The 21358-nt window shown below is 57.3% G+C and carries 23 protein-coding genes; 19 read left to right on the top strand and 4 right to left on the bottom strand.

Annotation, left to right across the window (positions count from 1 at the left end; translation table 11 throughout):
* Nucleotides 1-166: 166 nt before the first annotated feature.
* The gene (locus EDC26_RS01895) at nucleotides 167-1036 is read right to left on the bottom strand and encodes a LysR substrate-binding domain-containing protein (protein ID WP_132579549.1); all 870 of its coding nucleotides are present in this window, start codon (nucleotides 1034-1036) and stop codon (nucleotides 167-169) included.
* Between the two features lie 141 nt (nucleotides 1037-1177).
* Between EDC26_RS01895 and EDC26_RS01890 the strand changes: the two genes are divergently transcribed.
* Genes EDC26_RS01890 through EDC26_RS01860 form a run of 7 tightly spaced genes read left to right on the top strand, consistent with a single transcriptional unit; the run spans nucleotide 1178 to nucleotide 7604 of the window.
* Nucleotides 1178-1771: a cysteine dioxygenase family protein gene (locus tag EDC26_RS01890; protein ID WP_132579548.1), complete on the top strand. Its 594-nt coding sequence runs from the start codon at nucleotides 1178-1180 to the stop codon at nucleotides 1769-1771.
* Nucleotides 1772-2941 carry a cystathionine beta-lyase gene (gene metC, locus EDC26_RS01885; RefSeq protein ID WP_132579547.1) on the top strand — a complete coding sequence of 390 codons (1170 nt, stop codon included), beginning with the start codon at nucleotides 1772-1774 and terminating at the stop codon, nucleotides 2939-2941.
* 20 nt (nucleotides 2942-2961) lie between these two features.
* Entirely contained in the window at nucleotides 2962-4569 is a 1608-nt protein-coding gene (locus EDC26_RS01880) for a rhodanese-like domain-containing protein (RefSeq protein ID WP_132579546.1), read from the top strand.
* 21 nt (nucleotides 4570-4590) lie between these two features.
* On the top strand, nucleotides 4591-5427 hold the full coding sequence (locus EDC26_RS01875) for a transporter substrate-binding domain-containing protein (protein ID WP_132579545.1): 837 nt from the start codon (nucleotides 4591-4593) through the stop codon (nucleotides 5425-5427).
* A 39-nt stretch (nucleotides 5428-5466) separates the two neighbouring features.
* A complete protein-coding gene (locus tag EDC26_RS01870) occupies nucleotides 5467-6162 on the top strand; it encodes an amino acid ABC transporter permease (protein ID WP_132579544.1) in 696 nt (231 codons plus the stop codon).
* A 2-nt stretch (nucleotides 6163-6164) separates the two neighbouring features.
* Nucleotides 6165-6857 (top strand): amino acid ABC transporter permease, encoded by a 693-nt coding sequence (locus EDC26_RS01865; protein WP_132579543.1) that lies wholly within the window; start codon nucleotides 6165-6167, stop codon nucleotides 6855-6857.
* 21 nt (nucleotides 6858-6878) lie between these two features.
* The gene (locus tag EDC26_RS01860; protein ID WP_132579542.1) at nucleotides 6879-7604 is read left to right on the top strand and encodes an amino acid ABC transporter ATP-binding protein; all 726 of its coding nucleotides are present in this window, start codon (nucleotides 6879-6881) and stop codon (nucleotides 7602-7604) included.
* 249 nt (nucleotides 7605-7853) lie between these two features.
* On the opposite strand, the gene EDC26_RS01855 is transcribed toward EDC26_RS01860, so the two are convergent.
* On the bottom strand, nucleotides 7854-8963 hold the full coding sequence (locus EDC26_RS01855; protein ID WP_132579541.1) for a DUF2817 domain-containing protein: 1110 nt from the start codon (nucleotides 8961-8963) through the stop codon (nucleotides 7854-7856).
* Nucleotides 8964-9121: 158 nt separating this feature from the next.
* Here EDC26_RS01855 and EDC26_RS01850 point away from each other — a divergent pair, with 158 nt between their 5' ends.
* The 10 genes from EDC26_RS01850 (at nucleotide 9122) to EDC26_RS01805 (ending at nucleotide 17827) form a co-directional block, all read left to right on the top strand.
* The gene (locus EDC26_RS01850) at nucleotides 9122-9898 is read left to right on the top strand and encodes a transporter substrate-binding domain-containing protein (RefSeq protein WP_132579540.1); all 777 of its coding nucleotides are present in this window, start codon (nucleotides 9122-9124) and stop codon (nucleotides 9896-9898) included.
* Between the two features lie 46 nt (nucleotides 9899-9944).
* Nucleotides 9945-10631: an ABC transporter permease gene (locus tag EDC26_RS01845; protein ID WP_132579539.1), complete on the top strand. Its 687-nt coding sequence runs from the start codon at nucleotides 9945-9947 to the stop codon at nucleotides 10629-10631.
* Complete coding sequence (gene hisM, locus EDC26_RS01840; RefSeq protein WP_132579538.1) at nucleotides 10628-11347, top strand: histidine ABC transporter permease HisM; 720 nt, start codon at nucleotides 10628-10630, stop codon at nucleotides 11345-11347. Before EDC26_RS01845 ends, hisM begins: the two co-directional genes overlap by 4 nt.
* A gap of 13 nt (nucleotides 11348-11360) precedes the next feature.
* On the top strand, nucleotides 11361-12128 hold the full coding sequence (locus EDC26_RS01835; RefSeq protein WP_132579537.1) for an ABC transporter ATP-binding protein: 768 nt from the start codon (nucleotides 11361-11363) through the stop codon (nucleotides 12126-12128).
* 254 nt (nucleotides 12129-12382) lie between these two features.
* Complete coding sequence (locus tag EDC26_RS01830) at nucleotides 12383-13192, top strand: putative hydro-lyase (RefSeq protein ID WP_132579536.1); 810 nt, start codon at nucleotides 12383-12385, stop codon at nucleotides 13190-13192.
* Nucleotides 13193-13294: 102 nt separating this feature from the next.
* The gene (locus EDC26_RS01825) at nucleotides 13295-14545 is read left to right on the top strand and encodes an ABC transporter substrate-binding protein (protein ID WP_132579535.1); all 1251 of its coding nucleotides are present in this window, start codon (nucleotides 13295-13297) and stop codon (nucleotides 14543-14545) included.
* Between the two features lie 48 nt (nucleotides 14546-14593).
* Entirely contained in the window at nucleotides 14594-15445 is an 852-nt protein-coding gene (locus tag EDC26_RS01820; protein WP_132579534.1) for a branched-chain amino acid ABC transporter permease, read from the top strand.
* Nucleotide 15446: 1 nt separating this feature from the next.
* Entirely contained in the window at nucleotides 15447-16412 is a 966-nt protein-coding gene (locus EDC26_RS01815) for a branched-chain amino acid ABC transporter permease (RefSeq protein ID WP_132579533.1), read from the top strand.
* Complete coding sequence (locus EDC26_RS01810; protein WP_132579532.1) at nucleotides 16393-17115, top strand: ABC transporter ATP-binding protein; 723 nt, start codon at nucleotides 16393-16395, stop codon at nucleotides 17113-17115. Before EDC26_RS01815 ends, EDC26_RS01810 begins: the two co-directional genes overlap by 20 nt.
* 4 nt (nucleotides 17116-17119) lie before the next feature.
* The gene (locus EDC26_RS01805; protein WP_132579665.1) at nucleotides 17120-17827 is read left to right on the top strand and encodes an ABC transporter ATP-binding protein; all 708 of its coding nucleotides are present in this window, start codon (nucleotides 17120-17122) and stop codon (nucleotides 17825-17827) included.
* A 161-nt stretch (nucleotides 17828-17988) separates the two neighbouring features.
* Here EDC26_RS01805 and EDC26_RS01800 read toward each other — a convergent pair whose 3' ends face one another.
* Together EDC26_RS01800 and ltnD are read right to left on the bottom strand one after the other, a co-directional pair.
* Nucleotides 17989-18261 (bottom strand): hypothetical protein, encoded by a 273-nt coding sequence (locus EDC26_RS01800; protein ID WP_132579531.1) that lies wholly within the window; start codon nucleotides 18259-18261, stop codon nucleotides 17989-17991.
* Nucleotides 18262-18450: 189 nt separating this feature from the next.
* Entirely contained in the window at nucleotides 18451-19341 is an 891-nt protein-coding gene (gene ltnD / locus EDC26_RS01795) for an L-threonate dehydrogenase (protein ID WP_132579530.1), read from the bottom strand.
* A 212-nt stretch (nucleotides 19342-19553) separates the two neighbouring features.
* On the opposite strand from ltnD, the gene EDC26_RS01790 reads away from it, so the two are divergent.
* Together EDC26_RS01790 and EDC26_RS01785 are read left to right on the top strand one after the other, a co-directional pair.
* Nucleotides 19554-20798 carry an MFS transporter gene (locus tag EDC26_RS01790; protein ID WP_425012161.1) on the top strand — a complete coding sequence of 415 codons (1245 nt, stop codon included), beginning with the start codon at nucleotides 19554-19556 and terminating at the stop codon, nucleotides 20796-20798.
* Nucleotides 20799-20865: 67 nt separating this feature from the next.
* Nucleotides 20866-21192: a hypothetical protein gene (locus tag EDC26_RS01785; protein WP_132579529.1), complete on the top strand. Its 327-nt coding sequence runs from the start codon at nucleotides 20866-20868 to the stop codon at nucleotides 21190-21192.
* Nucleotides 21193-21358: the final 166 nt, after the last annotated feature.

Genomic DNA, 21358 nt, shown 5'->3' with positions numbered 1-21358 from the left:
ATTTTGCCACCCACAAGGGGTGGCGCTACATGATTCGCGGGCATGTATGTAGCGGCACCCCTTGTGGGTGCCATCTTCAACCTTGCGAATACCGTTGTGGTGTCACCGATTCCAGCACGCGCGTTTGCCACGCCCTGTTTGCCCGGCTTATCGCCCCCTTCACTCGTTAAGACAATTCCCCTTCTTTATATTCGAATTTGCTTTTCAGCATTTCGTATATATACAAGGTCAGGGGGCTGACCGTATCCTGGCGGGTCCATAAGTAGTAGGTCACCGAGGGCAGTGGAGGCAGGCCCTCTGCTTCGCCCAATACGCGCATGTCCGTACCTAACAACTCGACGCTGCGGGCGGTTATGCCCAGGCCTGCCCGGATGGCGGCCTTGATGCCCACCAATGTTGGCGCCAGATAATTGATGCGCCATTCCAGCTTGGTCTGCTCCAGCGCGGTTAAAGCAATTTTGCGGAATATGCTGGGCTCGTCAGCCAGGATCAGCGGCAACGGAACCCGTTTGTTGTGGACATAATCGGCGGCGCATATCCACGCCGTAGGCGAGGTGCGTAAAACGATTCCATTCAGTTCCTTTTTGTGCCGGGTTGAAATCGTCAGATCGATGTCGCCCGACTCCAGTGCCTCCATCAGGTAGGGGCTTCTGTCTACGCGGATTTCCAGTCGCACTTTCGGCGCATAACGGGCAATGTGAGTGAGCACCGGTGGCAGAATCGTATCGGCGACATCCAGGGGCGCGCCCAATCGGATATCGCCTTCCATCGGTTGTTGACCAATAGTGCGTATGGCTTCATCGTTGATGGCCAGCAGGCGGCGGCCGTAGGCGGCAAGTTTGCTGCCTTGCACCGTCAACACCCGGCGGCGGCCTTTTTTTTCGAACAAGGGGAATCCAAGCAGCGACTCCAGCCGCTGCATCTGCTGCGTGATGGCCGACTGGGTTTTGAACAGTTCATTGGCTGCGCCGGAAAATGTATTAGCTTTTTCTATAGTTACCAGGGTTCGCAGCAGATCCATATCCAGGTTTCGCATAGGGGAAATCCCTTATAAACAAGCTAAATCCACACTGTATCTCATAGATAAATCATTAGCAATACTTATGTGTTTCTAACAATTATTAATTTGTTAAGCGGGTCTTTACCCCCTATATTTTCATCAATACAGGAGATTGACATGAATCACGCCATTGAAAGAACGACTGCTGTTTCCCACCTTATCGATACCGCCAAACGCGCCGGCGCCAGCCCGATGACGCGCGAGAAACTGGACGTGATTTTGAAGGCGCTGATTGATGTGGCGGCGCACAAGGAGTGGTGGTCGAACGACGATTATCCGGAGCCTGTCGACGGCGAACTGCAGTCGCGCTATTTGGTTCACGAAGAGCCTGACAACACGTATGCCCTGTACCTGAATGTGATGAAGCCGGGCAAGGCGATTGTTCCGCACAACCACACGACCTGGGCCTGTATTGCCGCAGTCCGCGGCACCGAAACGAATTATGTGTACGACCGCGTCGACGATAAATCAAAACCCGGTGTGGCCAGGCTGTCTTTGGTAAAAGAGCAGCCCGTGTCGCCAGGCGGCGGCATTGCCTTGATGGCCGACGATATCCATGCGGTCAGGATCGAAGACGAGTCCGGCATTCGTCATCTTCACATGTATGGCGTTGCGCTTGAAATGTTGAAGGAGCGCGTGGCCTTCGATACGGAAAACGACACCTATAAATTGATGTCGATAGGGGTCAAGACAGTACGGAGCCCTGCCTGAATGTCCAAGCGCTCCGGCTCTACCGCACTGACCCGGGTCGGCAGGCCCGCAACAGGATGGGCCAACACCCCTATCGTTAAAGGCAGCACCTACTTGTTCGAGAGTCTGGGGCATTGGCGCGAGACACGCGTAAAGCGCGAGCACGAACGCATGCTGTCCTACGGGGCGCGTGGCAATGAAACGACTTACGCTCTGGAGGATGCCGTATCGGCCCTGGAAGGCGGGTACCGATCCAAGCTGTTTCCGACCGGACTGGCGGCCATCGCCGTCACGTTGATGGCTTATCTGAAGGCGGGCGATCACGTTCTGATTGCCGATGCCGCCTACGGGCCGGTGAAACAGTTCTGCGTCAGCCAGTTGGCCCATTACGGCATTGAATTCAGCTACTTCAGCACGGCGGCCGATGACTGGGCGGCGTGCATGAGGCCCAATACCCGGATGCTGTATGTCGAGTCTCCGGGGTCGCTGCTCTACGACATGCAAGACCTGCCGGCCATGGCCGCCGTATGCAAACAGCGCGACATCATCCTGTGCGCCGACAATACCTGGGGCTCATGCTTGAGCTATCAGCCGCTGAAACTGGGCGCCGATGTGTCGATTGTGGCGGCCACCAAATATCTGGGCGGCCATTCCGACGTAATGATGGGGGTCGTGACGACGCGCGAGGCCGTTTTCGCGTCGATTGAAGCGGCCAGCGTCAATTTTGGGCAGGTCGTATCCGCCGAAGACGCATTTTTGGTTTTACGGGGTTTGCGCACGCTTGATCTGCGCTTGCAGCGCCATGCGCAAAGCGCATTGAGCCTGGCCGGGTGGCTTGCCCAACAAGCGGCGGTGCGCACCGTTTTCCATCCTGCCTTGCCCGGAGATCCCGGTCACGCCTTGTGGCGGCGGGATTGCACCGGCAGCAATGGCTTGTTGTCGGTGGAGTTCGCGCCTGGCATATCGACCGCCCGCATTGAGGATGCCATTGACCGGCTTGAGCTCTTTGGTATTGGTTCCTCGTGGGGTGGTTTTGAAAGCCTGGTGTTGCCCATAGATGTCAAGAAAACGCGTCTGAGCCCGGCCGCGAATGAAACCGGCTATTTATTGCGGCTGCATATAGGCCTGGAAGAACCCGAAGAGTTAAAGGCCGACTTGAACAGGTTGCTCTCGTCACTTGAAACCCGCTAACACCTACTTTACGCGACACCATGACTGAATCATCTTTGCAATTTATCGACGCTGCACAATTAAAAGAATGGATACACGACAAGAATGAACTGGCCTTGCTCGATATTCGCGAGCACGGGCAATACGGCGAGGGTCATCTTTTCTTTGCCGTGCCGTTGCCCTACAGCACCCTGGAACTGAATATCTATCGCCTGGTGCCCAATACGGCTACCCGCGTGGTGATCTATGCCGATGAGCGCGGCGACGACACGGTATTGGCCGCAGCCGGTGCGCTGGCTCGGTTGGGCTATACCCATGTCTTCGCCCTGCGGGGGGGGATTTCAGCCTGGAAAAATAGCGGCTATGCGATCTTTGCGGGGGTCAACCTGCCCAGCAAAACGTTTGGCGAGATTGCCGAACACGCCTATGGCACGCCCAGCGTGTCGGCGGCCAAGCTGCATGAAATGCTGCAGGACAAGCAAGCGGACGTGATTGTCCTGGATGGGCGGCCTATCGAGGAATATAGAAAAATGAGTATTCCCGGTTCGACTTGTTGTCCCAACGGCGAGCTGGCCTTGCGGGTTCACGCGCTCGCCCCCGATCCCGAGACGACCATAGTCATCAATTGCGCCGGCCGCACCCGCAGCATCATCGGCGCGCAAACCCTGATCAATCTCAATGTGCCCAATAAGGTCTATGCGCTGGAAAACGGCACGCAAGGCTGGTTTCTGGCCGATTTTCCGCTTGAACACAAGGCCGATCGGCTCTATCCAGAGGCGATACAAGAAGCCGACAAGCCTGTATTACGTGCACGCGCGGCCAAGCTGACGGAAAAATTCGGACTGCCGTCCATCAATGCGCAGACCGCGACGGCCTGGTTGCGTGACGGCGGCCGCAATACTTTCCTGTGCGATGTACGCACCCAGGAAGAATATGCGCGCGATACGCCGACGTTTGTACAGCACACGCCGGGCGGCCAGCTGATACAGGCGACAGACCAGTATATTGGCGTTCGCAAGTCCCGGGTGGTCATTTGCGATTTCGACGGGATTCGTGCGCCGGTGGTGGCCAGTTGGCTCAAGCAATTGGGCTGGGATGTCTATTTGTTGACGGACCCGGCCGATCTGGCGGATTTACCGGTACCGGCCCAGTTCAGGCCGGCTTTGCAGCACACGGTTGTGCTGGAGCCATCGGGGCTGGGCTCTTTTGTTCGCGGCCGCGCAGCGGCGACCATTCTCGATTTGCGTTCAAGCATGGAGTATCGCAAAGGCCATTTGCAGGGTGCCGTCTGGGCCATACGCTCGACGCTGTTGGCGCAGGTTCAGAAAAACCCAGGGGCAAGGATACTGATGCTGGGATCGTCCCTCGACAAATTGCAACTGCTGGCCTGCGATCTCGAATTGCAGGGCTACAAGCAGATCACTATCTGCGCGAGCAGCGCCCAAGCCATGGCGCAGACCGGTTTGCCCATGGAGCAAACCGACACGATCCCGCCCGACGAAGACTGCATCGATTACTTGTTTTTTGTGCATGACCGTCACGACGGCAATAAGGCGGCCGCCCGGAAATACCTGGAGTGGGAAACCAATCTGGTCTCCCAAATCGATGAGCAGGAACGAAACACATTTTTACTTCACCCTCACCATTAAGTGATTGATACCGGAGACAATATGTACAATCTCAACAAATCGGCCGCAATCCTGGGCCTGACCACCGCGGCGGTATTCGCCTCGAGTCCCGTACTGGCCAATAAGCTGGCCGACATCAAGGCACGCGGCAGCATCACCTGCGGCACCCAAAACGCCAGCTCTCCTTATGGGTTTCAAGACCCCAAGACTCGGGAGTACGTGGGCTATGACGTGGATATCTGCAACGCCATCGCCAAGCAGATGGGCCTGAAACTGGTGCACAAAGGCGTGTCGACCGAGGCGCGTATCCCCGAGCTGAAAATGGGGCGGGTAGATATGGTGGCGGGTGCGATGGCGTATCTGCCCACCCGCGCGAAGGAGGTCGATTACAGCCTTCAATATCTGGAGGGCAATATCCGGGTACTGGTCAAGAAGAATTCCGGCATTAAAACGCTGGCCGATCTGGCGGGGAAAAAGGTATGTGCGTCATCGGGCTCCAGCTCGGCGGCGATTGCGTCCAAAGTGCTGACCAAGTCCGATGTGCTGACCTTCCAGAATATCTCGCAGTGTTATCTGGGCCTGCAAAGCGACAAGGTGGCGGGCATGACGGCCGGCGAGCTGGTGCTGATCCGTTTTGAAACCGATTCGGAAAAGACGGCTACTCCGACTGTATTGCTTTCGGAGCCGACCTACACCGAACATATCGGTGTGGTGGTCAACAAAGGCGAGCCGGATCTGAAGAATGCGATCAACGCCGCGATTAAGAAAATCGACGAGTCGGGCGAATTGACGCAGATCTACGATAAGTGGATGGGCAAACATTCCATCTACAAACTGACGCGCACCTTCAAGGTGGAGCCGGTAGACGGCACACAATAGGCAATGGGATTGGGGTTGCCCGGCAACCCCGTCAGACACATGAATTTTTCTTTTTCCCTGCTTGAAAACCCGGAAGCGGTGCACATGCTGATATCCGGCGTGCTGCTTACTCTGCGCCTGTTTGCGGGAGCCCTAGTCGGCGGATTTGCGATCGCTTTGTTGTTGTCGTGCCTGTATCTGATTCCCTTTCGAGTGTCGCGCGGTCTGATTGCCTTATATGTCGAATATCATCGGAACGTGCCCACGGTCGTGCAAATCATGGTGTGGTACTTCGGCATGCCCGAAGTGCTGCCCGAGCCGATCCGATTGTGGATCAACCAGGGCAATACCGAATTTTCCTTTGCGCTGATTGCCCTGTCCTTGAATGTCAGCGCCTACTATTATGAAGATATACGCTCGGGCATCAAGGCGATTGCGGCTACTCAAGTAGAAGCGGCGCGCTCCATCGGCCTGGGGGCCATGCAGGCGCTGGCCTATGTGGTTTTGCCCCAGGCGGTGCGGATCAGTATTCCCCCCATCATCAATCGCTCGCTCATTCTGTTCAAGGACACCAGCCTGGCCATGGTGATCGGGGTTACGGAGCTCACGTATCAGGTCAAGAAAATTGAAAACACGACTTTCCAGACATTTCAGATCTTCCTGATCTCGACCTTGATCTATCTGGTCATTTCGCTGTTGATTGCGGTGCTGGGAGCCCAGATGTCCCGGAAGTACCCCGCCAATTTCAAAGGCTAGCCATGACTCATTTTCTAAGTACTTATGGCTTGATGTTCCTGGTGGGCTCCTGGCCCCATGGCCCGGTGGGAGGTTTTGCAGGGACTCTGCTGCTGGCTAGCCTGGGGCTGCTGGGCGCATTTCCGATTGCCCTGTGTGTCGGCGTAGCCCGCACCAGCGACATCAGGCTGGTAAAGATATGCTCCATGGTGTGGGTATATACGTTCCGGTCCATTCCGCTCATCATGATTATTTTCTGGGCGTACTTCCTGCTGCCGGTGCTGATCGGCACGGAGGTGCCCGCGTTCTCCACCGCCCTGTGCGCCATCATTGTGTATGAATCGGCTTTCCTGGCCGAGATCATTCGCGCGGGTCTCCAGGCCTTGCCGCCGGGGCAGATCGAAGCGTCGCGGGCATTGGGCCTGGGGTATTTCAAGACCTTGTTCAATATCCAGCTGCCGCAGGCGCTGGCCAATATGATTCCGTCGCTGCTCAATCAGTTTGTGTCGACCATCAAAGCGACCTCTATCGCCTATATCATCGGCGTGCAGGAAGCCACTTTTTCGGCGCAGCAGATCAATAGCATCGAGCTGACGGGCACCCTGCGCACCTACCTGATACTGGCCCTGTTTTATTTCCTCCTGTGTGCCTTGCTTTCAAAATCGGCGAAGGTGCTCGAGGCGTATCTGAACAACAAACGGCTGGGCATCGCCTGATTTCCATTCCGGGAGACTCCATTGATTCAATTCGAAAATGTCAACAAGTGGTATAAAAAATATCACGCGCTCAATAATATTTGCGGCGAGATAAAGACTGGCGAGGTGTTGGTGGTGTGCGGGCCGTCCGGCTCGGGCAAATCGACCATGATACGCACTATCAACAAGCTGGAAGAAATTCAAAAAGGCACTATTCGGGTCGAAGGCCTGGACATTACCGACCGCACGCTGAACATCAATCATCTGCGGGCAAAGATCGGTTTTGTGTTTCAGCAGTTCAATCTGTTCCCGCACTTGTCCGTCAAAGACAATATCGCGCTCTCGCCCATCAAGGTGGGCGGCTGCTCTAGGGCTCAGGCCTATGAGTTGGCCGAAGAGTTGCTTGCCAAAGTGGGTTTGAGCGCAAAAATCAACGAAATGCCCGCCAATCTATCGGGCGGGCAGCAGCAGCGTGTGGCCATCGCGAGGGCCTTGGCGCAAAAGCCCACCGTCATCCTGTTCGATGAGCCCACCAGCGCGCTCGACCCCGAGATGGTGGGTGAGGTTCTGGCGGTGATGAAGGCCCTGGCGGCCGATGGCATGACCATGGTGTGCGTCACGCATGAGATGAATTTTGCCAGGGAAGTCGCCGACCGTATCTGGTTCATGGACGAGGGCCAGATTCTGGAAGACTCCAGGCCGGCCGATTTCTTCTCCGCCCCGCGCCACGACCGGGCCCGCAAGTTCCTGTCCGATATTATTCATTGAGACGGTGGGAACGGATCGAAAACGTACCCGTTAATCATGTAGCGCCACCCCTTGTGGGTGGCATTAGCCGCAGCCGAATATCCTAACGCTACATATACGTAGCGGCAGCCCTTGTGGCTGCCATTGTCCCCAAAATATAGACCACCTCATTGCAAAAATTTTGCCACCCACAAGGGGTGGCGCTACATGATTAACGGGTACGTTTTGTAGAGGCACCCCTTGTGGGTGCCAAACATCCGACGATCAACCCTATCTCTCAAATAAATCCGCCAAGGCCCGGTCGAATATCTGCCGCGTCCTGACCCATACCAATTCCCGCCAGTCCTGATCACTGGGGAAGAAAAATTCCAGCAGCTTGTCCTTGGTTTGCTCGAATTCCTTGCCTTGCAGATTGCCGCAAAGATGCAGGAAATGGTCGTTCAAAAGCGCATCGTGGCCGACCTTTTCGCCGTCGTAGGTGCCGCACTCTATCACCAGCTGGCAGAAGCGTTTTCCGGTCATCAGATCCACCATCGCCTGCGAGGTATAGCCGGTGGCCGCGGCGGAAATCCCGGTGTCGGTGGTTTGGCTCGCGCCCGTTAAAACCGTGTACAGCCATGCGCCGTAGATCCGTTGCGCATCGCGTATGCCCGGATATTCGCGTTCGGCGATGGCCATGAGCATGGGGTGGCCGTATGCGCCCGCCCCTGTATGCAGGTCCAGGCAAATGGCGTCGGTGCAGTCGGCCAGGAACTCGCCCATGATGGCGCGCAGGGTCGCGTTGGACCATGACGGTTTGAAGCCACCGAAATACAGGCCGTCCTGATGCAGGTATTGGCCTGCACCCAATTGGTTCATCAGTGCCGTGTGGCCGATTTCCTTACTCTTTTCCGCCCATTGTTCGTTGGACTTCTGGCGGGCAGCCCCTGTCGCGGCTTCTTTTACAAACAGGGGGTGCAGGGCTTCGTAATAACGGTTTTGCGGCAGCGGCTGGGCGAAGTCCAGATAATTCCGGTTCAAATCGATGTTGTCTTCATTGACCCGGCGCTTCCAGGATGTGCCCCAAGGGTTGATGAGGTGAACCATCAGAACGCCGACCCGGCCGTCCTGCGCCAGTGCGGCCAGGCTGTCCATGTATTGGGTTTGGCACATGGAGCCGTAATAGCCTTCGACGCCATGCGTGCCCGAGATGACGACCAGCCATTTTTTAGTCTCCGGCTTGGCCCATACCGCGATATCCGTGTATAACTCTTCGCCGTCCATTCCTTTCAGGGGATGCTTGAAGTGCCGAACCTGCGCCTTGTGTTTCTTTGCGTTTTCCAGAAACCCGGCTCTTAGCCTGCTATACGTGGGTTTGGCATCCATCGGATATGGACTCATTGAACTATTCCTGGCTGGAGTTATAAAAAAGGAGTTATAAAAGACGGCTGCGAAGCTTTTGAGCCTTCGCTTCAATAGTACTAGGGATTATCCCACTTGTATATACATAACTTTAAATTACTATGCCTTTTATTCACCTGCACTTTTTCGGAAACAACATGAACAAGACACTATTTGCCGCATTATTTGCCGCCTGTGCGTTCGCTGCGCAGGCCCAGGCAGTAGACAAGATTCGATTTGGCGTGGACCCCACCTTTGCTCCATTCGAGTCTGTCGATGCGAAAGGGAACCTGGTGGGCTTCGATATTGAGGCCGGCAACGCAATCTGCGAACACCTGCATGCCAAATGCGAATGGGTCAAAATGAATTTCGATGGCGTTATTCCCGCCCTTAATGCCAAAAAGATTGACGCCATTTTGTCGGGGCTGACGATCACCGAAAAGCGGAAGCAACAGGTTCTGTTCAGTACGCCGCTCTATGCCAGCGTGTCGCGCATGATGGTGCCCGAGAGCAAGACTCTGGATACGACCGTTGAATCGCTCAAGGGCAAAACAATCGGCATCGTGCAAGGGACCACCCAGGCCGCCTATGCGAACAAGCACTGGAAGGGCAAGGGAGTCAATCTGGTTTCATACCAGAATGACGACTTGGCAAAACAGGATCTCGCGTTGGGCCGGATCGACGGTACCTTGCAGAATGCGGCGGCGGCCCAGTTCTTTTTCGAGAGCCCCAGTGGCAAGGGGTTTCACCTGACCGGAACGCCGGTTGAGGATCCTCAGGTCTTTGGGTACGGCGCGAGTGCCGGCTTCAGGCTTGACGATGCGGCCTTGAGGGACACAGTCAATGGTGCGATTGCCGGCATGAAAGCCGACGGCACCTATAAAAAGATTCTCGACAAGTACGCCAAATATGGCTTGGTGGATCCCAAGCAGTAATAGGGCATTTGTCCAATCGCCTCAAGCGGATAGCAAGGTAAAGCACATGTTGTACGGGTACGGGCCGTTGATTCTGCAAGGTACGCTCATGACCCTGGCGCTTACCCTGCTATCCGTTTTCTTTTCGACAGTGATGGGCATTGCGGGTGCCTTGTGCAAGACATCCGGCAACATCGGGCTGCGCTATATGGCGACCGCCTACACGACCGTGATTCGCAGTATCCCCGATCTGGTGATCATGCTGCTGGTTTTCTATAACCTGCAGATTTTCCTGAATTGGGTGTGTGTCATGCTGGGCATCGGCTTGGTTGAAATCAACGCGTTCACCGCCGGGGTCGTCACATTGGCGGTCATATATGGCGCCTACATGACGGAAACGTTTCGCGGGGCGCTGGAGTCTGTGCCGCGCGGGCAGATCGAGGCGGCACTGTCCACCGGGATGGGCGATGGCCTGGTTTTCAGGAAAATAACCCTGCCTCAAATGGTGCGCTTTGCCTTGCCGGGGTTCAGCAATAATATTCAGGTCATCATCAAGTCGACCGCGCTGGTGTCGATCATCGGCCTGGTCGATGTCATCAGCATCAGCCAGCAAGCGGGAAGATCAACCCAGCATCTGTTTTTCTTCAACATCCTGGCAGCCCTGATTTATCTTGCCTTTACCTGTGCAACCTTGCTCGCGCTGTCGCGTATTGGCAAGCGCTTCGGTGTCGGTGTCAAAGAGGTGCAGCTTTGATCGAGATATTGAAGGAGTACTGGCCTCAGTATCTGGGAGTCGGGAATGGCTGGGATATCTCCGGCTTGGCCATGACGCTTTGGATACTGGTTCTGACTTTGGTGATCGCTTTCCTGGCTTCGATACCGCTTGCGATACTGCGGGCGTCGTCGAACAAGCGCCTGAGCCGGCCGGTGCAACTGTATACCTTTGTTATCCGCGGTACGCCGCTCTATGTGCAGCTTCTGATTGTCTACACAGGCTTTTTCAGTCTGGAGTTTGTTCGCCATACCGTCGCGCTATCCGAATTTTTCCGCAGCGGGCTGAACTGCGTCATTGTGGCATTCAGCTTCAACTGCTGTGCTTATCTGACCGAAGTCCTGGCCGGTTCCATCCGTTCCATTCCGGCCGGCGAAATCGAGGCGGCGCGGGCGTTCGGGTTTTCCAGGGTCAAAATCTACACCAAGCTTATCCTGCCCTCTGCGCTAAAGCGCGCATTGCCGTATTACAGCAACGAGGTGATCATCCTTTTGCACTGCACCTCGATCGCCTTTACCGCTACGGTTCCAGAGCTGCTGAAAGTGGCGCGCGATGTGAACAGCGCCACTTACGCGTCATTCTCGGCCTTTGGCATTGCGGCGATTTTCTACGCCGTTGTGGCGATCGTGCTGGTGGCTGCGTTTCGCGTGCTGGAACGGCGATGTCTGGTCTTTTTAAAACCACTTCCAACCCATTAGAGTCGACAGGTTTATGGAACAATTGCGGGTTGAAAGTATTTACAAAAGCTACGGCGACCAGGAGGTGCTCAAAGGGGTATCGCTTGCCGCGAATCGGGGCGATGTCATCAGTATCGTCGGTTCGAGCGGGTCGGGGAAAAGCACCTTTTTGCGTTGTATAAATTTCCTGGAGTCTCCCAATTCGGGCAGGGTTTTCATTCTTAATGAAGAACTTAAAACGGTGCGCGACAAGCACAATCAGCTTGCCGTGGCCGACAAGGTGCAGCTGCAGCGTTTGCGTACCAAGGTGTCCATGGTTTTCCAGCACTTCAATTTGTGGTCGCACATGACGGCCATGGAAAACATTACGGCTGCTCCCATTAGTGTGCAGGGTCTGGACAAAAAGGCTGCAATTGCGAAGGCTGAAGCGTATTTGCGCAAGGTCGGCCTGTCGCTGGACGTGGCCAACAAGTATCCGGTGCATTTGTCGGGCGGCCAGCAGCAGCGCGTGGCCATCGCTCGAGCCCTGGCGCTCGAGCCCGAGGTCATGCTGTTTGACGAGCCAACGTCCGCCCTTGACCCGGAGTTGGTGGGCGAAGTCCTGAAGGTGATGCAAGCCTTGGCTGAAGAAGGCCGAACCATGATAGTCGTGACCCATGAAATGGGCTTCGCACGCAATGTGTCCAACCACGTCATGTTCATTCATCAGGGCGTTGTCGAAGAAGAGGGGGATCCGGCCCAGGTGCTGAGTTCCCCGAAAAGCAGCCGCCTGGCCCAGTTTTTATCGGGCAATTTAAAGTAGGCCCGTAGCGACAGGCATGTAGCGACAGCCCTTGTGGCGGCCATTTTTGTAGTGGCACCCCTTGTGGGTGCCATCTATGCAGGATACTGTCTTGATTGACGCCGATTATGGCACCCACAAGGGGTGCCGCTACAAAAACCGACCCGTAGTTTGTCTTGACATTGGCCGCCTTATAGCCTAATTTCATTCCCCATAACCGATCCTCCGCAAAGGGTTGGGCGTGGGATTCCACACGAAAATAACCGGAGACAAACATGCTGTCGGTGCAAGCCGAAAAGGGTAGCCAGTCATCGCCGTCGTACCGGGTGCGCCTGGATGCGCGCTCGGGGAAACTGACGACCTCTACCGCAAACCTCGCTCCTGGGCACGTGCAGGCCAACCTGGCCATTTTGCCCCGTGCGCTGGCGGCCGACTTCCTGCTGTTTTGTCAACGCAATCCCAAGCCTTGTCCCCTGCTGGCGATGTCCGATCCGGGCGATCCGTCCCTGGCCGCGCTGGGCCATGATATCGACATACGTTCGGACATCCCTCGTTATCGGGTCTGGCGCGAAGGCGTTCTGGCCGACGAGCCCACCGACGTGAAATCGGTCTGGCGCGACGATCTCGTGTCCTTTCTGATCGGTTGCTCATTCTCGTTTGAAGAGGCCATGCTGGACAACGGCTTGCCGGTGCGCCACATCGAGCAGGGTTGCAATGTGCCTATGTATCGCACTGCCGTGGCTACTCAGGCGGCAGGGGTGTTTTCGGGGCCTCTGGTCGTGTCGATGCGCCCGATGAAGGCGGCCGAGGCTATTCGCGCCATTCAGGTAACGTCGCGTTTTCCCTCCGTGCACGGCGCCCCGGTTCATTTCGGCGACCCGGCGCTGATTGGCATCGCCGATATTGGCCGCCCCGACTATGGCGATCCGGTCGAGATTCGCGCCGGCGAAGTGCCGGTATTCTGGGCTTGCGGCGTAACGCCCCAGTCGGTCGTTGCGGCAATCAAGCCGGAATTCTGTATTACACATGCGCCGGGACATATGTTGGTGACCGATCTGTTAAATAGCAAACTGGCCTCGTTTTAAGCGCCAGCGGCGTGTTGGTGGCCGGCGCTTGTGGGTTTGGCCCATCGTAGGCTTGACCCGTTCGTCCGGTTTTCGATTTTGAATTATTAAGGAGAAGAAGAAATGAATAAGCAACTGATAGCCGGTATCGCAACCTGCGTTGCACTGGCGTTTGGGCAACCCGCCGTGGCGCAGACGAAAACGGTGCGCATCGGGGCCATTTATCCGTTGAGCGGCGCGCTGGCCTCGACAGGCGCCGAGATCAAGGCCGCCATCGAGCTGGCGGTGGATATCGTCAATAATCCGCACCCTGAACTCAAGGGCATTCCGCTGGCGGCGGGCTCTGGCCTGCCCAATTTGGGCGGCGCCAAGATCGAGGTGGTGTTTGCCGATTCCCAAGGCAAGCCCGAAGTGGGGCTGGCCGACGCGCAGCGCCTGCTGGGGCAAGAAAAAGTGGTGGCACTCACGGGGGCGTATCAGTCGGCAGTCACCAAGACGGCCAGCCGGGTCGCCGAACAGATGGGCATCCCCTTTCTGAATGGGGAATCCAGCAGCCCCGACCTGACCGAGCGCGGCTACAAGTGGTTCTTTCGCACCACGCCCAATGACGACACCTTCGTCGACAACATGATGCAGTTTCTGGATGGCGTGAAAAAAGTGCCGACCAAGACGATTGCCGTGGTGTACGAGAATACCGACTTCGGCGTGAATACCTACAAGGCGGTCGAGAAATTCGCCAAGAAATACCATCGCACCATCGTCGCCAATATCGCCTACGCGGCGGGCTCGGCATCGGTTTCGGCCGAAGTGCAAAAACTGGCTGCCGCCAAGCCCGATGTGGCTATTTTCGCCAGCTATACGTCCGACGCCATGCTGTTCGTGCGGACCATGCGTGAAATGAAATATGCGCCGCCGGTTTTCCTGGCCAATGATGCGGGCTTCATCGATTCGCGCTTTGTGAAGGAAGTGGGCCCGCAAGTGCAGGGCGTGTTGACGCGCGATGTCTGGGGTAACGATCTGACGACCGCCAAGCCCATCATCAAGACCATCAACGACATGTACAAGGCCAAGACCGGCAAGGACATGAACGGCAACAATGCGCGTTCGATGCAAGGCGTGCTGGTGCTGGCCGAAGCCATCAACCGCGCGGGCTCGACCGATCCGGAGGCTATCCGCAAGGCATTGGTCGCCACCAATATGGATGATGCGCAGTTGATCATGCCGTGGGCAGGCGTCAAGTTTGATGCCAAGGGTCAGAACGACAAAGGCTCTGGCCTGATCCTTGAACTCAAGGGTAGCCAGTACCACACCGTCTGGCCCGAAAAATACAAGCTGGACAGCACCATGCCAACTTTGCCCTTTAGCTGGAAGTAAGCAAGATAGCGCAGGGTGGGCCGCCAGGCCCGCCCATTGGAGTTTTGCATGTTTGAAGCGCTTTCGGCAGGCCTTTTCAATGGCTTGATCTATGCCGCCGTGGCCGTCGGCCTGGCGTTGATATGGGGCATTACCGATGTCCTGAACTTTGCCCATGGCGAGTTCCTGATGCTGGGCATGTATGCCGCGTACTGGATGTTTACCCTGGGCCACGTCGATCCGACCATGTCCGCGCCGCTGGTGGCCTGTTTGCTGGGATTCGTCGGTTTCATGACGTACTCTCTGGTGATACGCCGTTTGCAGAAAGGGCCGCCCATGGCCATTATTCTGGCTACCTTCGGGCTTGCCGTCGTGTTGCAGCAGCTGGCCTTCATCTTCTTTACCCCCGATTATCGCAGCCTGCCCGATACGCTGATCTCGGGCAGCATCAGCCTGGGGGGGATCTCTATCGGGCGCCCGCAAGTCGTCACGGGAATCGTGGCGCTGGTGGTGATTGTCGCCTTGTTTTTCCTGGTCTATCGCACCCGCTGGGGCCATGCGCTGCAAGCGGTGGCCGAAGATCGCCAGGTTGCCGCGCTGGTGGGCATCTCGCCCGATCGTGTCAATGCGCAGGTCTGGGTGCTGGGTAGCGCCGTGGTCGGCCTGGCCGGCGCGCTGCTTACTACTTTTTTCTATGTGTTCCCGTCGGTAGGCACTGTGTTTGGCCTAATGGCGTTTGTCGCCGTTTGCATGGGGGGCTTTGGTTCGCTCCCGGGGGCCTTTATCGCTGGGATACTGATAGGCCTGATCGAGGCCATGACCGGTTATTTCGTCGAGCCCGCACTGAAGACCGTCAGCGTCTACATTGTGTTTGTGCTGGTGCTCTGGTATCGGCCGCACGGCCTGTTCGGGCGGTGGTGACATGAGCAAATCGTCGGTTTCGCGGCTGCCTTTGCTGGCCGCAATTATCGTAGCGGTAGTGTTGGCGCTGGTGCCGTTCGCGGTCGCGGATACGTTCACGATTCAGGTGCTGCTGCTGGTGGTCATGTTTGGCGCGCTGGGCGCCGCGTGGAATCTGGTGGGAGGGTTCCTTGGCCGCGTGTCGTTCGGGCATTGTGTATTTATCGGCATAGGCGGCTACACCACGCTGCTGTTGTTGCGTCATCTGCAACTGACGCCGCTGATCGGGATTCCCGTCGGCGGCCTGATCGCAGGTGTCATCGCCTATGTGGTGGGGCGGCCCACCTTGCGGTTATCCGGCCATTACTTTGCCATGGCCACCATAGGGCTGCTGCAGATTGGCCTGATCCTGGTCACCAACTGGTCGTGGGCCGGTGGCGCGGTGGGCCTGGAGGCGCCTATTGCCAGCGCGCCCTGGATGCTGCTGTTTCGCACCAAGGTGCCGTATTACTGGATGGCCATTGCGTTGGGCCTGCTGACCTTTCTAAGCACCTATTTTCTGGTGCATTCGAAAATCGGCTTTTACTGGCGCGCCATCAATGGCGATGAAGGGGCGGCCCGCAGCCTGGGCGTGCCGGCCGAGCGCTACAAGATGCTGGCTTTCGTCTGGTCCGGGGTCATCACGGGCGTATGGGGCGGCTTTTTCGCCATGTATGTGGGCTTTATCGATCCCGATTCCATGTTCAACCTGACGCTTTCCGTGCAGATCGTACTGGTGGCGACTCTGGGCGGCATCGGCTCGCTGTTCGGCCCGTGGCTGGGCGCGGCGCTGCTGATCCCTTTGTCCGAAGGCACGCGCGTGTTGTGGGGCAGTTCAGGCCTGGGCCTGGGTTTGCTGATTTTTGGTTTGACCATTTTGCTGGTGACGCTGTTTTTGCCGGGCGGCCTGGTAACACTGAGGAGGCGGCGTGGCGCTACTGGACGTTAAGGACCTGACCAAACGCTTTGGCGGGTTGGTGGCCAACAAGGACATCAGCCTGACGGTCGAGGCGGGTGAAATCCTGGCCATCATTGGCCCCAACGGCGCCGGGAAAAGCACGCTCTTCAATGGCCTGGTGGGGCATCATGAGCCGAGTTCCGGCTCCATAACGTTCAACGGCAAATCCACGGTGGGATTGGCGCCCGAACAGATCGCGGCGATGGGCCTGGTGCATACCTATCAGATACCGCGCAGCTTCGGCCAGATGACTGTGCTGGAAAACACCATGGTGGGTGCCTTGTTGCGCCATCCCAGGCTGGCGGATGCCCGCGAGGCGTCCGAGCGTGTGCTGGAGCTGGTAGGCTTGCCTGACCGGATGGACGTGCGAGCGGCGGAATTGAACGTGGCGGGCCAGAAACGGGTGGAACTGGCTCGTGCCTTGGCCACCGAGCCGCGGATGCTGTTGCTTGACGAGGTGGCGGGCGGCTTGAATCCCAATGAGGTGATTGCCTTGACCGAAATTCTGCGCGGTATTCACGCCGCCGGGGTTACGCTGATCATTGTCGAACATGTGCTCGAGGTCGTGATGCGCCTGGCGCATCGCGTGCTGGTGCTCAATTTCGGGCAGATGATTGCCGAAGGCCCGCCGCAGGAGATCGTACGCAATCCGGCTGTGATCGAAGCCTATTTGGGAAGGAAGTACCGTGTCTGAAGCGATGCTGACGGTAAAGGATTTGAATGTGGCCTACGGCGGCGTGCAGGCGGTGCGGGGCATATCGCTGGAAGTGCGTGCCGGCGAAATAACGGCTTTGCTGGGTGCCAACGGCGCGGGCAAATCCAGCACCCTGCTGGCTATTGTGGGGTCGGTCAAGCCGGGAAGCGGGCGGGTGACGTTCGAGGGGCAGGATATTACGGCACAGCCCCCCGAGGCTCTGATCAAGAAAGGCATAGCCATGATCCCGGAGGGCGCGCGCGTATTCGCACGTCAGTCGGTGGAGCAGAATCTGCATCTGGGCGCATATATCGTGCGCGACCAGGCCGTCTACCGGCAACGTCTGCAGCAGGTCTATGCGCTTTTTCCACGCTTGCAGGAACGGCGCGAACAGCTGGCCGGCACGATGTCCGGCGGTGAACGCCAGATGCTGGCCATAGGCCGGGCGCTGATGAGCGGGCCGCGTCTCTTGCTGATCGATGAGCCCAGCCTGGGTTTGTCGCCTTTATTGGTCGAGCAGGTCTTCGATGCGCTGGCCGAGCTGAATCGGCAGCACGGCCTGTCGGTTTTGCTGGTCGAGCAGAACATGGCGCAGGCCCTGGAAGTGGCGGCGCGCGCGTATGTCATGCAAAGCGGGCGCATCGCCATCGAGGGAACCGCCGCCGAACTGGCCGCGTCCGACGAAGTTCGCAAGGCTTACCTAGGCATGTAGCGGCAGCCCTTGTGGCTGCCATCGTATCTAATAAATAATCGTAAATAGAACCGCGATTTTCTATCCATGCCACCATGGTAGCCACAAGGGCTGCCGCTACATGAGCGACCGGTACGCTTTCGTAGCGGCACCCCTTGTGGGTGCCATATCCACGCGTGTCATCAGCCCTTCAACCCTTTTTCCAGCAACTCGCCAACAACCTGACTAACGCTCAGGTTTTGTGCTGTAGCGCGGGCGCGGATTTCTTCAATCAGGGTTTGTTTAAGCTTGACTGGAAACGAAACCAGGCCTTGCGCCTGGTCCAGCTTGCGTTGCTCGCGGCGATCAATGGCCGCCACGCTGGAGTCCGCCGCGAAGCGGCCCGGTATTGCGCTTTGCTTCATCTTTCCCACAATCTTTAGGGCTTTGTTCTTTTCCAGATCGGTTTTTTTCATTCAAATTCTCGGTGGCGCAATGGGTGGGTATTGTAGCGGGGATGGCAGCCACGAGGGGTGCCGCTACAGAAGTGTATCGATTGCTCGTGTAGGGACGATGGCACCCACAAGGGGTGCCGCTACCAATACCAGCCCGTTGCTCGTGTAGCGGCAGCCCTTGTGGCTGCCATCCCCGCGAGCCAATAACACTCAGCCCTTTGCCGGCAGCGAGATCCCGGGAAAGATTTTGATCACGGCCGAGTCGTCCTCGTGCGCGTGGCCTGCGGTGGAGGCCTGCATGAACATTTGGTGCGCCGTGGCCGACAGGGGCAGGGGGAATTTGCTGGCGCGCGCGGTATCGAGCACCAGCCCCAAGTCCTTGACGAAGATGTCCACGGCTGAACGTGAGGTGTAGTCGCCGGCCAGTACGTGCTCCATGCGATTCTCGAACATCCAGCTGTTGCCGGCGCTGTGGGTAATGACCTCGTAAAGAGCGGCCGCGTCGACCCCTTCGCGCAGCCCCAACGCCATGGCTTCGGCGGCTGCGGCGATGTGTACGCCTGCCAATAATTGGTTGATTATTTTTATCTTGCTGCCGTTGCCCGCGCGGTCGCCCAGCCGGTAGACCTTGCCCGCCATGGCATCGAGCACCTGGCCTGCCTTGGCGTAGGCATCTGGGCGGCCCGCCGTCATCATGGTCATTTCACCCGACGCGGCTCTGGCGGCACCGCCCGAAATGGGCGCATCCAGATACAGCAGATTACGCTCGGCCAAACGTTGTTCAAGCTCGATCGACCAGTTGGGAGCAACGGTGGAGCACATCACGAACACGCTGCCTGGTTTCAGCGCCGCGGCCGCTCCGCCCTCGCCAAACAGCACAGCTTCGGTTTGCGCCGCGTTCACTACGACGCTGATCAGCACCTCGCAGGCCTGTGCCACGTCCGAAGGGGTCGCGCAAGCCACCCCGCCGTCAGCCGCAAACGCTTGCGCCACTTCGGTGCGCACGTCGCACACATGCACGCGATAGCCGGCACGCCGCAGCGAGCCGGCCATGCCCATGCCCATTGCGCCCAAGCCTATCAGGCCAATATTCTGATTCATCAGGGAACCTCTCCAGAGCCTGTTGTGTGGCTCATCGTGAATAATAGGGTAGAAATGTTGTTACACAACGCGGCGCCAATCAGTGTTTACACCTAGCCAAAGCCGCTACTAAAATCTCGAAAGCCATATCAGTATATAAAGCTAAACCATGAGGCTGCCATCGAATCGATTCCACGCCCTCTTTTGAATAACGGTTAAAGGAGTGTCGCAAGGTGGAAGCGCAGGCAATCTCGGCGGCGGATGTCGCTGTCGGCAAAAGCACGGTGAGCGGTTATGGCTGGAAAGCGCTGGCGGGCTCGGCCATCGGCTACGCTATGGATGGTTTTGATTTACTGATCCTGGGCTTTATGCTGACGGCCATCTCGGCCGACCTTCATCTGACTCGAGGGCAGGCGGGCGCCCTGGTGACCTGGACGCTGGTCGGCGCCGTGTTCGGCGGGATTGTTTTTGGCTGGCTAAGCGATTATTACGGTCGTGTTCGCGTATTGACATGGACTATCGTGCTCTTTGGCGTCTTTACCGGGCTATGCGCATTTGCGCAGGGCTACTGGGATCTGCTGGCCTACCGCACTATCGCAGGCATAGGCCTGGGCGGCGAATTCGGGATCGGGATGGCACTGGCGGCTGAGGCCTGGCCGGCCAAACATCGTGCACGCGTGTCGTCTTACGTGGCGCTGGGTTGGCAGGTAGGCGTGCTGTGCGCCGCACTGCTCACGCCCCTATTGCTGCCCCACATAGGGTGGCGCGGCATGTTCATGGTCGGTGTAATCCCTGCCATTGTTGCCTGGGTCATACGCCGCAGGCTGCATGAGCCCGAGCTGTTCGTGCGCCACGCGGCGAAAAAGGGCCCAAGAACAAGGGCTTTCAAGCTGCTTGTGAAAGATGGCCGTACCACCCGTACCAGCCTTGGCATCGTTGTCCTGTGCGGCGTGCAGAATTTTGGCTATTACGGAATCATGATCTGGATGCCCAGCTTTCTGGCCAACCACTTGGGCTTTGGTCTGACCAAATCGGCCCTCTGGACCTCGGTGACTATTCTGGGAATGATGGCGGGCATTTACCTGTTTGGCCAATTGGCCGACCGCATCGGCCGCAAGCCCAGTTTCCTGTTGTTCCAGGCCGGCGCGGTCGTGATGGTGCTGGTCTATTCGCAGCTTAACGATCCTGATTCCATGCTCTGGGCGGGCGCCGTAATGGGCATGTTCGTCAATGGCATGCTGGGCGGCTATGGCGCGCTGATGTCCGAAGCTTATCCGACCGAGGCGCGCGCTACCGCACAGAACTTGCTCTTCAATATCGGGCGCGCCATTGGGGGGTTCGGCCCGATTGTGGTGGGCGCGCTGGCTACGGCGTATTCGTTCCAGGTTGCTATCGCGTTGCTGGCCGCCATCTACGTGCTGGATATGTTTGCCACGGTTTTCCTGATTCCCGAACTTAAAGGCGTGGAGCTGGAGTGATGGCGTGCCGTTGATTTGGAAATGAAATTGAAATCCTGTCGGAAAGACTTTGGGAGTAATCATCAAAATGACATTTAAAGAAATTGCGCAACGTTTCGAGCGCTCGGAGTCGGGCAGTGATTCGTTCAAGACCTTTTTCAAAGACGCCTTCGACTTGATGAAAATCGATCCGGAGAACGCCGGCCTGTATTTTGTGGTGGGCGTGGCCGCTCAAACCTATGTCATCAAATATGAGGATCAGGCCGTCGACCCGGCCTTTGCCGATCGCGCCAAGGCTACGCTTGAAGGCTTCAACCAGCGCCTGCTTGGCGCATTGACTTTGGAACCCGACGCGCGCCTGCGCGTGCTGGGCGAGGTGGCTGTCGATTATGAATGGAAGGTGGATGCGTTTTAAGACTGGGTCTTAATCAGGACTGGGTTGCAGCGGCACCGACTGAGTTGTAGCGGCACCCCTTGTGGGTGCCATCTGCGCAATAACGGATAACCCATCCATCGAACATGGCAGCCACAAGGGCTGCCGCTACATTTTCAACTGCGCTTTTGTGTACAGAAGCGATTTG

This window comes from Paralcaligenes ureilyticus (assembly GCF_004346225.1).
Lineage (GTDB): Bacteria > Pseudomonadota > Gammaproteobacteria > Burkholderiales > Burkholderiaceae_B > Paralcaligenes > Paralcaligenes ureilyticus.
The sequence above is the reverse complement of the archived record's forward strand: the minus strand, read 5'-3'. Positions and strand labels throughout refer to the sequence as shown.